Raw genomic sequence first — 12518 nt, forward strand, 5'->3', positions numbered from 1 at the left:
TCGTGGGAGGCGGCGGAGAACACCATGCCTGAGATGATTGCGAATCAAGCGATGCCCCCGTCCGATTACGTGCGCATCTTCGACACCACGCTGCGTGACGGCGAGCAATCGCCGGGCGCGACGATGACGTCCTCGGAGAAGCTCGAGATCGCGCTCGCGCTGGCGAAGCTCGGCGTCGACGTCATCGAGACGGGTTTCCCCGCCGCTTCCCCCGACGACCTGCTCGCCGTCCAGACGATCGCCGAGCGCGTGGGCGCGGCCGCGGTCCCCGGCCGCCCCGCCGCGACCCCGCCGATCATCTGCGCGCTCGCCCGCGCCACCAAGGTCGACATCGACAAGGCGTGGGAGGGCGTCTCCCGGGCCGCGCACCCGCGGATCCACACCTTCCTCGCCACGAGCGACATCCACCTCAAGCACAAGCTCCGGATGACCCGGGCCGAGGTGCTCGACCGCGTGCGGGCCATGGTCGCGTACGCGCGCGACCTCTGCGCCGACGTGGAGTTCAGCCCCGAGGACGCCGGCCGGAGCGAGCCCGAGTTCCTCTACCAGGTGCTCGAGGCCGCGATCGCCGCCGGGGCCACGACGCTCAACATCCCGGACACGGTCGGCTACACCATGCCGAGCGAGTTCGGCGCGCTGATCGCCGGCATCCGCAAGAACGTCCCGGGGATCGACCGCGCCATCATCTCGGTGCACTGCCACAACGACCTCGGGCTCGCGACGGCGAACGCCCTGGAGGGCATCCGCGCGGGCGCGCGCCAGGCCGAGGTGACCATCAACGGCATCGGCGAGCGCGCCGGCAACACCGCGCTCGAGGAGGTCGTCATGGCGCTCGCGACGCGCCGGGCCGTCTTCGGGCTGCGCACCGGCATCGACACGACCCAGATCGCCACGGTGAGCCGCCTCGTCAGCGCCGCGACGGGCTTCAACGTCCAGCCGAACAAGGCGATCGTCGGCGCCAACGCCTTCGCGCACGAGTCGGGCATCCACCAGGACGGGATGCTGAAGCACCAGGAGACGTACGAGATCATGCGGCCGGAGATGGTCGGGGTGACGCAGACCCGGCTCGTCCTCGGCAAGCACTCGGGCCGGCACGCGCTCAGGAACCGGCTCGAGGAGCTCGGCTACCACCTCGACGAGGCCCAGCTCGCGGCGGCGTTCGCCAGCTTCAAGGCGCTCGCCGACAAGAAGAAGCACGTCACCGATCCCGACATCGAGGCGATCGTCTCGACCACGCGGGCGCAGGGCGACGAGCTCTACACGCTCGACGCGCTCCAGGTCGCCTGCGGGACCACCGGGATGCCGACGGCCACGGTCCGCCTCCGCGGGCCGGACGGGGCGCTGCACGTGCGCGCCGCGATCGGCACCGGGCCGGTGGACGCGGCCTACCGGGCGATCGACGAGATCGTCCGCGTGCCGAGCAGCCTCCTCGAGTTCTCCGTGCACGCGGTGACCGAGGGGATCGACGCGCTCGGCGAGGTGAGCGTCCGGGTCCGGGCGGACGCGACGTCGAGCAAGCGGCACCCGCAGCACGACGCCTCGCACCGGGTGTTCCACGGCCACGGCGCCGACACGGACATCCTGGTCGCCAGCGCGAAGGCGTACCTCACCGCCCTGAACCGGCTCCTCGCGACCTACGGCGTCGAGCCCCGGGAAGACGCGACGGCGTCCGAGAGCAACGAGAGCAACCAGAGCGGCCACGGCGCCGCCGTCGAGAGCGCGAGGTAGGCCGGTGCGCCGAGCGCACGAGGGCCCCGCGCGGGGCCGGCGAGCTCGGCGGCCTGCCCCCGCCGCACAAGGAAGTTGAAGCTTATGAATCCGCCTCTCAACGGCGCGGAGCAGGGCGCCCGCCCCGCGGACCGCGTCGACGTTTACGACACCACGCTACGGGACGGCACCCAGCGCGAGGGCATCTCGCTCGCGTGCGAGGACAAGCTGCAGATCGCGCGCCACCTCGACGCGTTCGGCCTGACCTTCATCGAGGGCGGCTGGCCCGGCTCGAACCCGAAGGACGCGCAGTTCTTCGAGCGGGCGAAGGACATCGAGTGGAAGCACGCGAAGATCGCCGCGTTCGGCTCGACGCGCCGCGCCTCGCTCGCCCCCGAGGACGACCCCGGCCTGCGCGCGCTGCTCGCCGCCGGCACGAGCGTCTGCACGATCTTCGGCAAGAGCTCGACCCAGCACGTGACCGCGGTGCTGCGCACGACGCTCGACGAGAACCTCCGGATGATCGAGGAGACCGTCGCCTACCTGCGCGCGCACGGCCGCCGCGTGGTCTACGACGCCGAGCACTTCTTCGACGGGTTCGCGCTCGACCGGTCGTACGCGATCGAGACGCTGCGCGCCGCGGCGCGCGGCGGGGCCGAGGTGCTCACGCTCTGCGACACGAACGGCGGCTCGATGCCGTGGCAGATCGAGGCGATCGTCGCCGAGATGAAGGCGCTGCTCGGCCACCCGCTCGGCGTCCACGCGCACAACGACGGCGAGCTCGCGGTCGCCAACTCGCTCGCCGCCGTGCGCGGGGGCGCCCGCCACGTCCAGGGCACGATCAACGGCTACGGCGAGCGCTGCGGGAACGCGAACCTCTGCGCGATCATCCCGAACCTCGAGCTGAAGCTCGGCCTCCGGGCGCTGCCCGAGGGGGCGCTCCGCGGGATCACCGAGCTCTCGCACTACGTCGCCGAGCTGGCGAACCTCGCCCCCGACGATCACATGGCCTACGTCGGGCGGAGCGCCTTCGCGCACAAGGGCGGCGTGCACGTCGCGGCGATGCGGCGCGAGCCGGCGTCCTACCAGCACATCGACCCCGCGCTCGTCGGCAACGCGATGCGCACCGTGGTGAGCGAGCTGTCGGGCCGCGGCAACCTCCTCAGCAAGGCCGAGGAGTTCGGGCTCGAGGTGAAGGCCGGCGCCGAGGTGGAGGTGCTCGAGCAGATCAAGGAGCGCGAGGCGCGCGGCTCGTCGTTCGAGGCGGCCGAGGCGTCGGTGGCGCTGTTGCTCCGCCGGAGCTCGCCGGGCTACAAGCCCCCCTTCCGGCTGCTCGATTTCAAGGTCATCGCGGGCCAGCGCGAGGGCGTCGGCACCTTCGCCGAGGCGATGATCAAGATCGCGGTCGGCGACGAGGTGGTGATCACGGCGGCCGAGGGGTCCGGCCCCGTCAACGCGCTCGACGGCGCGCTCCGCAAGGCGCTCGCGCCCGTGTTCCCGGCCGTGCGCGACATCCAGCTCGTCGACTACAAGGTCCGCATCCTCGACGGGCGCGACGGCACCTCGGCGACGACGCGCGTGCTCATCGACAGCCGCGACGCGCACCGCCAGTGGAGCACCGTCGGCGCCTCGACGAACATCATCGACGCTTCCTGGCATGCGCTCGCGGACGGGATCGAGTATGGGCTCACGCTCGCAGCGCGAGAGCCAGCGCAGTACACATCCACGTTGCCTGCCAGCGAGGTCGCATGAAGGCCAATATCGTTCTTTTGCCCGGTGACGGCATCGGCGTCGAGGTGGTCGCCGAAGCCCGCGTCACCCTCGATGCCGTCGCCGCCCAGTTCGGCCACAGCTTCACGTACTCCGAGCACCTCATCGGCGGGTGCGCCATCGACGCGACCGGCACCGCCCTCACGCCGGAGACGCTCGACGCGTGCCGCGCGGCCGACGCCGTCCTCCTCGGCGCGGTCGGCGGCCCGAAGTGGGACAACCCGAGCGCGAACGTCCGGCCCGAGCAGGGGCTGCTCGCGCTGCGCCAGGGCCTCGGCCTGTACGCGAACCTGCGGCCGATCCGCCTGTTCCCGGAGCTCGTCCAGGCCTCCCCGCTCAAGCCGGAGCGGCTCGCGGACGTCGACATCCTCGTCGTCCGGGAGCTCACGGGCGGGCTCTACTTCGGCAAGCCGCGCCTCCGCGAGGAGGTGAACGGGCGCAGGCGCGCGGTCGACACGCTCGAGTACACGGACGAGGAGATCCAGCGCGTCGTCGAGCTCGCGTTCCGCCTGGCCGCGCCGCGCCGGCGGCTCGTCACGTCGGTCGACAAGGCGAACGTCCTCGAGTCGTCGCGGCTCTGGCGGACGGTGGCGACCGAGGTCGCCGCGCGCCACCCGGAGATCCGCGTCGAGCACCAGCTCGTCGACTCGTGCGCGATGCGGCTGATCACGGCGGCGGCGGCGTTCGACGTCATCGTCACCGAGAACATGTTCGGCGACATCCTGACCGACGAGGCGGCCGTGCTCGCCGGCTCGCTGGGGCTCTGTCCGAGCGCGTCGCTGGGCGAAGGCACGCGCGGGGTCTACGAGCCGATCCACGGCTCGGCGCCCGACATCGCCGGCAAGGGGCTCGCCAACCCGATCGGGACGATCCTGAGCGCCGCCATGCTGCTCCGGCACTCGCTGCGCCTCGACAAGGAGGCGGCGGCGCTGGAGCGCGCCGTGGCGCAGGCGATCGCCGCCGGCGCCAGGACGGCGGACCTCGGCGGCAAGCTGTCGACCCAGGCGATGGGCGAGGCGGTGCGGGCGAAGCTCGCGGCCTGATCGCCCGCGCGGGGCGGGGCCGGGCACCCCGGCCCTGGCCTCGCGTTGCTGCCGCCCGGCGCGCCGCTAGAACGGCACCATGTTCATCGTCGTCAACACCATCACCGCCTCCGGTCCGGCGCTCCAGGCCATGGTGGAGAGCTTCCGGCGAGCAGCCCCGGAGATGCGCCAGTTCTCCGGCTTCCTCGGCCTCGAGATCTGGCTGGGCGACGGCGGCCTCCGGGCGATCTCGCGGTGGGAGAGCCGGGAGGCGTTTCAGCAGTACCCGAGGTCCGACGTGTTCCGGCGCCATCACCGCGGCATGGACGGCGAGCAGGCGCTCCGGGCCGCGCACATCACGTTCTACGAAGGCGAGATCATGGCGTGAGCCCCCGTGAGCCGCCGGCGGTCGCCGAGCCGCCGGCGGTCGGCGCGCCGCCCGGCGGTCAGCGTGCCGCGCGCCGCTCGCGGCCCGCGGCGGCCTGGCCCGCGCCCTCGGCGTAGGCGATCCCGTCCTTGAGCGTGCCGCACGTGACGACGCCGCCGAGCTCGATGTCGAGCGCCGTCATGGTCCTCGCCACCTCCGCCCGTATCCCGGTCAGCACGACCTGCGCGCCGATCAGGCGGGTCGCGCGCACGGCGCGCAGCAGCGCGCTGGCGACCAGCTGGTCGACCCCCGAGACGCCGGTGACGTCCAGGATCGCCACGCGGGCGCGGTGGGCCGTGATGCCCCGGAGGAGCGTCTCCGTGACCTGCGCCGCCCGGTCCTCGTCCAGCGCGCCGACGAGCGGCAGCACGACGGTCCCGTCGCTGATGGGGATGAGCGGCGTCGACAGCTCCATGAGCATCCGGGCCTGCCGCCGGACGGCGGCCTCCAGCCGCTCCCGCTCCTCCTCGGCGCGCTTCCGCTCGGTGACGTCGCGGGCGACGAGGACGAGCCCCAAGAGCTCGTCCTGAGGCCCGCGCAGCGTGCTGGCCGAGAGGGCGACGGGGACCTCCGCGCCCTCCCGGGTCAGGAGCGCCGACGCCTCGTTCGCGATCCGGCTCGCCTGCCGCAGGCGCTCGATCACCGAGGCCGCCGCGCCCTCCCCGAGCACCCGCTCGGCCGGCAGCTCCAGGATCTCGTCCCTCGAGTAGCCGAGGAGCTCCAGGGCCGCGCGGTTCGCGCTCTTGAGCGACCCGTCCACCTCGAGCACGAGGAGCGCGTCGGGCATCGCGGAGAGGACGTTGTTGACGAACGCGGTCGAGGACTGAAGCTCCTCGATCATCATGTTCATGCCGGCGGCGAGCCCGTCGAGCTCGTCGACGTCGCGGCTGATCTCGGCTTTCCTGGAGAAGTCGAGGGAGGCGACGGCGAGCGCGACGTCGGTCAGCTCGGAGAGCCGCGCCGACGCCTTCGCCTTGAAGGCGCGCAGCGCCGCGAGCTCCTCCGCCAGCGCGTTGAGCTGCGCGAGCGCCGGATCGAGCGGGCCGCCGCGCAGCGCCGCCGCGCGGGCCGCCGAGTTGCCCGCGGCGAGCTCCTGGATCACGCGCTCGATCTCGCCGCGGTCGGGGTGGCCCTCCGCCTGCGGTCCGTCGTTCAACGGAGGAACCCCCGCAGCCAGCCGATGGCCTCGTCCTCGGTCGTGAACAGCTTCCGGGGCACGGGGGCCTGGGACAGCCCGAGGAAGAAGTTCCCGATGGCCTTGCTCACGGGCGAGCCCACGAGCAGCGCGAGGGCGCAGTGCCCCTTCGCGGCCTCCGCTCCTGCGAAGTACTCCCGCGCTGCCCTGTCCACCGTCTTTTGCGCGCGGATATCGACCAGAACGGGGCGCGGCGTGCCGCCTCCGAGCTCGATGGTGGCCCTGACGACCTCCTGTGCGAAGCCCAGGCTCATGTGCACAGGAAACGCAGTCGCGCGGATGATTCCGTCGTCCTCGAGCCGGAGTATCTGGGCGGACGTCACGATCTCGCGAGCCTTCATGTCGCATCCTCTACCGCGCCGCGCCAGCCGCACAGCGCTCGCCCAGGGGGCAGGAGCCTCGGGGGCTCCGCGTCACCTCGGTTGATCGAGCTGCTTGTATCCCAGGGCACGACCACGGCAGTCTTACGACTATAAGGCATTTCTCGCCGGCTTGTCCATAGCGCCGCAGTCCGACGCATGTTGACCGCCTGCGCGCGTTGGGTCTTGCGCGCGCGGGCGCGCGCTGGGTCTTGCGCGCGCGGGCGCGCGTTGGGTCTTGCGCGCGCGGGCGCGCGCTGGGTCTTGCGCGCGCGCTGGGTCTCGCGCTCATCAGCCGCAGCGCCGCAGCGGTTCGCCCGCGTTCGGCCCCCAGCCTCCCCGCCCGCCCTCTGCCTGCGCGGCGCGCCGCGCGCAAGCTGGGAAAGCGCGTAGCGCCGCCCGGAGGATCTGCCGGGGGGCCGGCGAGGGACGCGCGGCGCCCCCCCGCGCGCAGCAGCGCCGAGGGCGAGCGCCGAAAGCGTCCATGGTGTCTCAGGTGTCCTTTCTGGGGTAATCGACATCACTCCCCTGACACCACACATGATCTCGCGACGGGGAAGCTCAGGTCCCCGCGTGTCGACGCTCGTCGTCGCGACGGGCGTTGGCGCCATCCACATGAATCGATGTGCACAGGAGAATGGGAACATGAGCCATTTGACGAAGTTCGCATCGCTCGTCGCGCTCTCGACGGCGCTCTCCGCGGCCGGCGTGGCCGTGGCGGCCGAGGCGACGACGGACGACACGATGGTCCAAACCGACGAGGCGAAGCAGGCGGCTCAGGGCGACGAGATGGACTCCGCAGATCAGGAGTCGAGCGCGGCGCCGGCGACGGGCGTGAGCCCGGAGGACGCGAGCGCAGCAGACCCCGGCTCGGCGGGCCCCGGCTCGACGACCTCCGGTGAGGAGAACGTCGGCGCGACCCCCGACGCGGCATCGCGCTTCTGGTGGGGCGGCTTCCGGCCCTGGGGCGGCGGCTGGTGGGGCGGCTTCCGGCCCTGGGGCGGCTGGTGGGGCGGCTTCCGGCCCTGGGGCGGCTGGTGGGGCGGCTTCCGGCCCTGGGGCGGCTGGTGGGGCGGCTTCCGGCCCTGGGGCGGCGGCTGGTGGGGCGGCGGCGGCTGCGGCGGCGGCTTCTGCGGTTGGTAGCGAGCGCTGGCGACCGCCCGGCTCGGTGACGTCGACGCGCGGCCCTCGATGAGCGGCGGCAGCGCCGTGGCTCGGTCCTCGCCATGGCGCTTCACGCCTTCGGGGACGCCACGGTCGGCTCCACAATGGTCAACGGCTCGGGTTCCCGTAACGCCGAGGCCCCCTCGCGCAGCCGCGCGGGGGAGCCTCGGCGTCAGGAGGCGTCCGGGGACCGGCGCGCTCGGCGGCGCGCCGGCCCGCGCAGATCAGGCGTCGGCCTCGGCGAGGCTCGGGATGCGGTTCACGAGGAAGCGGGTCCTCATGTAGCACCACCACGTGAGCCCCATGCAGGTGAGATAGAAGACGAAGAAATACATGACCGCCGTCGTGGCCCCGCCCGTCGCCTTGATCGAGGCGCCGAAGCTCCGCGGGATGAAGAAGCCGCCGAGCGCCCCGACCGCCGAGGTGAACCCGAGGACGGCGGCGCTCTGGCGGCGCGCCATGATCAGCGCCTCTTCGCGCGCCGCCTCGCCCCTGCCCTGCGCCGCGCGCAGGAAGTCGCGCCGGAAGAGGACGGGGACCATCCGGAAGGTCGAGCCGTTGCCGATGCCGGTCGAGACGAACATGATCATGAACATCGTGACGACCCCGGCGTAGCTCTTCTCGTTGAGGAAGTGGATGATCCCGAGCGACGCGAGGCCCATCACCACGAAGTTGCAGAACGTGATGCGCGCCCCGCCGATCTTGTCCGCGAGGTAGCCGCCCAGCGGGCGGGCCACCGAGCCGATGAGCGCGCCGAGGAACGTGAGCTCGAGCGTCACGGCGGGGAACTGCATCTTGAGCAGCAGCGGCAGGGCCGCCGAGTAGCCGATGAACGAGCCGAACGTCCCGACGTACAGCCACGCGATGATCCAGGTGTGCTTGTTCCTGGCGGCGGCCGCCTGGTCTTTCCAGTTCGACTTCGCCGACGCCAGGTTGTTCATGAAGAAGTAAGCGCCGGCCGCCGAGAGGAGGATGAACGGGATCCACATCAGCCCCGCGTTTTGCAGGTAAATCCCAGCGTCGGTGTGGTACCCGCCGATCGCCGTCGCGACCGCGCCGGGCCCGATGAGGAGCGGCACGAGGAGCTGCACGTTGCTGACGCCGATGTTGCCGCCGGCGGCGTTGAGCCCGAGCGCCAGCCCCTTCTTCTTGTCCGGATAGAAGAACGAGATGTTCGCCATGCTGGAGGCGAAGTTGCCCCCGCCGAGCCCCGCGGTCGCCGCCGCGAGCGCCATGAGCCAGAACGGCGTGTCCGGCCTGGTCACGAGCACCGAGAGCGAGATCGTGGGGATCAGCAGGAGGAGCGCGCTGACGATGGTCCAGTTGCGCCCGCCGAACCTCGGGACGGCGAACGTGTACGGGAACCGGATCAGCGCGCCGACGAGGCCCGGGATCGCGACGAGCAAGAAGAGCTGGTCCGTGGTGTAGTTGAAGCCGACCTTGGGGAGCCGGGTGGCCGTCACGCTCCAGAGCAGCCAGACGGAAAAGCCGATGTTCTCGGCGATGATCGACCAGATGAGGTTCCGACGAGCGATCCGCTTCCCTGTCTTCTCCCAGAATGCCTCATCGTCGGGATTCCACTCGGTAATCAAAGTCGACATCTGTCCTCCTCACCGAGACCGGGGCGCGGCGGCCATCCACCATGGCGCACGAGGCGGCCACTCTCCGATCAATTCCTGCTCTGCATCGGCCACTACGTCATACAGGCAGTGATCAAAAATCGGAGTTTCTCGTGTGTTTCCGAACGGTTTCGACGCACTTTTCCCGTGCGGCGCCGATCTCGTGGACGGCCGACTTCGCGTCGAGGAGCGCGCGCGGCGTCTCGGTGTTATCGCGCTGAGGCGGTTTGCGTAGAGCCGCCCCGCGCCGGGGCGAGGCGCTCGGGCGGCGCCTCGAGCTGGCCGAGCTTCTCCGCTCGATCGGTCACCCAGAAGCGCTCCGCGTCCGCCGCGCTCCAGGCGGACTCGTCCAGCAGCGGGAGGAGCGCGTCGTACAGCGCGCGCGCGCTCTGGAAGCGGTGGCGCGGGTCCTTGGCGAGGCAGCGCAGGACGAGGCGATCGACCGCGCGCGGGACGACCGGGCCGCGGCGCACCGACGGCGCGAGCGGGGCCTTGGTCATGTGCGCGACGAACAGCTGCCCCGACGACGAGCCCTCGAACGGCAGCTCCCCGGTGAGCAGGAAATAGAGCGTGCCGCCGAGCGCGTAGACGTCGCTGCGCGCGTCGGCGCGGTCGCCGCGGCACACCTCGGGCGCCATGTACGCGGGCGTCCCGCAGAGCATCCCGCTGTTCGTCAGCTCGGCGTCCCGGCCGCCCTCGACCATCCGCGCGACGCCGAAGTCGAGCAGCTTGAGGAAATCGTGATCGTCGCCGACGCGGGTGACGAAGAGGTTCTGCGGCTTGATGTCCCGGTGGATGATCCCGGCCTCGTGCGCCTCGATGAGCGAGCGGCAGGCCTGCAGGGCGAAGCGCACGGCGCGCGCCACGGGCATGGGGCCGTAGTGGCGCACGATGGCGGCGAGATCGGCCCCGCGCAGGTGCTCCATCGCGATGTAGTAGATGCCGTCGTCGCTCGCGCCGAAGTCGAAGATCCGGATCGTGTGCGGGTCGCTGAGCTTGCTGGCCGCGTGCGCCTCCTGCTCGAAGCGCTTCAGCACCGCCGGGTCCGGCGCGTCGCGGGTCCGCAGGAGCTTGAGGGCGACGCCGCGCTGGAGCGTCTCGTCCCAGGCGAGCCAGACCTCGCTCATCCCCCCTTTGCCGATCGGCGCCTCGAGCCGATACCTGCCCAGCTTGCGCGCCTGATAGACCTGCTGCTGCGCGGCCCAGACCACGTGGCTCGACAGGGCCCCGATCACCCCCGAGGAGGGGACGAAGATGTAATGGCTCGCGGCCGTGAGCAGCGTCGTCGGGTCGAGCCACGCCGCGAGGATGTCCGGGGAGAAGACCGCGGCGACGCCCATGACGGTCGGGAACGCGAGGAACATCGGCGCGGAGGCGAGCAGCGCCTTGCCGAACGGCGCCGGCACGAGCGCGGTGCGCAGCAGCACGACGATGGAGAGGCCGTGCATGTACGCGCTCGTCAGGCCGCCGAAATCGAGCGCCATGAGCGAGATGAAGATCGCGGCGACGAGGAACGCCGCGTCGTACCCGAGCAGCACGACCCGCCCCGAGACCGTCGGGCGACCGGAGAGCCGGTACACGGCGATGGCGATCGCCTGCTCGATCATGCGCATGACGATGAAGCGCCACATCGGCGCCGCGGGGTAGAGCACGGTCGCCATGAACACGTCGACGAGCGTGAACGCGGGCCATATCCAGAGCGCGACCCGGAAAGCGCGGCGGACCGCGCGGCGGACGCTCTCTGTGTCGTGGGCGGTCAGCGTGCCGCGCCGCGCGCCGATGGCGCGGGTCTCGCGCTCCCTGAGCATGCGCGACGACGCCGAGCGCTCAGCGCGGAGAGCGTCTCTGAGCAGCGCGCGCTTCATGGCACACTCGAGGGTCGCCAGAGCCGCGCCGCACGTCAAGCGAGCGTTGCGGGCATCGGCGCGGCTGGTTTCCCCGGCCACGATGGCGGTCTGCGCCGCGCGCAGTCTCCCACCCAGGATGTCATACCAACAAGGCCGCTCGCCGCCGGACCTGCCGTGTTCGTGCGCTGCCGGCATACACGTCGCGAGATCCGAGGTGGCGAATGCCTGCCGCGCCTCCGCGGCTCCGGCCCGGCGGACCCGGCGCGCGGCGCCCGGCGCCCGGCGCCTGGCGCCGCGGGCCCGGGGCCGCGGCGTCGCCCTGGTCAACCGGCCGGATCCGTGCTTGAAAGCTCGCCACCGTGCCGCTCTCGCCCGAAAGCTTTCGCCGGCTGTTCCAAGGCCGCCCCGTCGTCCTCGCGCCCATGGAGGACGTGACGGACGCCGTCTTCCGCCGCATCTGCCGCGAGCTCGGCGCCGAGCTGTGCGTGACGGAGTTCGTCAACGTCGAGGGGCTCCTGCGCGGGTGCAAGACCGCGCGGCGCAAGCTCGCCCTGTCCGCCAGCGATCAGCCGACGGCTATCCAGATCTACGGCGCCAACCCAGAGCGCCTCGCCGAGGCCGCGCGGGTCGCCGAGCAGGCGGGGCCGGCGTTCCTCGACATCAACTGCGGCTGCTGGGTGCCGAAGATCGCCGGCCGCGGCGCGGGCGCGGGCTGGCTGCGCGATCCGGAGGCGATGGTGGCGATGGCCCGCCTCGTGGTGCGCACGGTCTCGCTCCCGGTCACCGTGAAGACGCGCATCGGCTGGGGGCCCGAGTCCCACATGCCGATCGTCGACCTGGCGCGCCGCCTCGAGGACGCCGGCGTCGCCGCGCTCACGATCCACTGCCGCACGGCCCAGATGGGGCACAGCGGCGCGGCCGACTGGAGCTGGGCCGCCCGCGCGCGCGAGGTGGTGTCCATCCCCGTCGTGGTGAACGGCGACATCAAGACCGCCGACGACGCCGCCCGCGCCTTGCAGGAGACGGGGTGCGCCGGCGTGATGGTCGGCCGCGCCGCGATCGACCACCCCTGGGTCTTCCGCGAGGCCCGGGCGCTGCTCGACCACGGCGCGCGGCTCGCGCCGCCGACGACCGAGGAGCGCCTCGCCCTGTGCCGCGCGCACCTCATCGCGAACACCGAGGCGCGCGGCGAGCCGCACGGCGTGCGCGTGACGCGGCGCCACCTGACCGGCTACCTCCGCGGCCTCCCCGGCGCGTCCGCCCTGCGGCGCGAGCTGCTCTTCTGCGACAGCCTGGCGGGGTGCCTCGACATCCTCGACAGCGCCGCGCAGCGGCTCGCGGCCTGAGCCCGCCCGGGCTCGGCCGGCCGCGCGCGCAGCGCAGCGCGCCCGAGCCGCGCTGGGGCCGC

Annotated in this window: 10 protein-coding genes; 6 read left to right on the forward strand and 4 right to left on the reverse strand. The window is 72.3% G+C overall.

Annotated features, from left to right (window positions below):
- Nucleotides 1–24: 24 nt before the first annotated feature.
- The 4 genes from WMF26_RS22265 (at nucleotide 25) to WMF26_RS22280 (ending at nucleotide 4887) form a co-directional block, all read left to right on the forward strand.
- Entirely contained in the window at nucleotides 25–1728 is a 1704-nt protein-coding gene (locus tag WMF26_RS22265; RefSeq protein WP_437339037.1) for a 2-isopropylmalate synthase, read from the forward strand.
- Nucleotides 1729–1812: 84 nt separating this feature from the next.
- A complete protein-coding gene (gene cimA, locus WMF26_RS22270) occupies nucleotides 1813–3459 on the forward strand; it encodes a citramalate synthase (RefSeq protein ID WP_438001967.1) in 1647 nt (548 codons plus the stop codon).
- Nucleotides 3456–4520, forward strand: coding sequence for a 3-isopropylmalate dehydrogenase (leuB, locus tag WMF26_RS22275; protein WP_061623363.1), 1065 nt, complete (start codon nucleotides 3456–3458; stop codon nucleotides 4518–4520). Before cimA ends, leuB begins: the two co-directional genes overlap by 4 nt.
- A 79-nt stretch (nucleotides 4521–4599) precedes the next feature.
- Nucleotides 4600–4887 (forward strand): antibiotic biosynthesis monooxygenase family protein, encoded by a 288-nt coding sequence (locus tag WMF26_RS22280; RefSeq protein ID WP_438001968.1) that lies wholly within the window; start codon nucleotides 4600–4602, stop codon nucleotides 4885–4887.
- Between the two features lie 58 nt (nucleotides 4888–4945).
- Here the strand turns inward: WMF26_RS22280 and WMF26_RS22285 are convergent, their stop codons facing one another.
- Both WMF26_RS22285 and WMF26_RS22290 read right to left on the reverse strand, forming a co-directional pair.
- A complete protein-coding gene (locus WMF26_RS22285; RefSeq protein ID WP_438001969.1) occupies nucleotides 4946–6082 on the reverse strand; it encodes a PAS domain S-box protein in 1137 nt (378 codons plus the stop codon).
- Complete coding sequence (locus tag WMF26_RS22290) at nucleotides 6079–6462, reverse strand: DUF7793 family protein (RefSeq protein ID WP_061623259.1); 384 nt, start codon at nucleotides 6460–6462, stop codon at nucleotides 6079–6081. Before WMF26_RS22290 ends, WMF26_RS22285 begins: the two co-directional genes overlap by 4 nt.
- 663 nt (nucleotides 6463–7125) lie before the next feature.
- Between WMF26_RS22290 and WMF26_RS22295 the strand changes: the two genes are divergently transcribed.
- Nucleotides 7126–7623 (forward strand): hypothetical protein, encoded by a 498-nt coding sequence (locus WMF26_RS22295; RefSeq protein WP_438001970.1) that lies wholly within the window; start codon nucleotides 7126–7128, stop codon nucleotides 7621–7623.
- Between the two features lie 245 nt (nucleotides 7624–7868).
- Here WMF26_RS22295 and WMF26_RS22300 read toward each other — a convergent pair whose 3' ends face one another.
- Entirely contained in the window at nucleotides 7869–9245 is a 1377-nt protein-coding gene (locus tag WMF26_RS22300; RefSeq protein WP_438001971.1) for an MFS transporter, read from the reverse strand.
- A gap of 227 nt (nucleotides 9246–9472) precedes the next feature.
- Nucleotides 9473–11071: a serine/threonine-protein kinase gene (locus WMF26_RS22305; protein WP_437339043.1), complete on the reverse strand. Its 1599-nt coding sequence runs from the start codon at nucleotides 11069–11071 to the stop codon at nucleotides 9473–9475.
- Between the two features lie 398 nt (nucleotides 11072–11469).
- On the opposite strand from WMF26_RS22305, the gene dusB reads away from it, so the two are divergent.
- Nucleotides 11470–12456: a tRNA dihydrouridine synthase DusB gene (gene dusB / locus WMF26_RS22310; RefSeq protein WP_438001972.1), complete on the forward strand. Its 987-nt coding sequence runs from the start codon at nucleotides 11470–11472 to the stop codon at nucleotides 12454–12456.
- The last annotated feature ends 62 nt before the right edge of the window (nucleotides 12457–12518 follow it).

This window comes from Sorangium sp. So ce185, from assembly GCF_051526825.1.
Lineage (GTDB): Bacteria > Myxococcota_A > Polyangia > Polyangiales > Polyangiaceae > Sorangium > Sorangium cellulosum_D.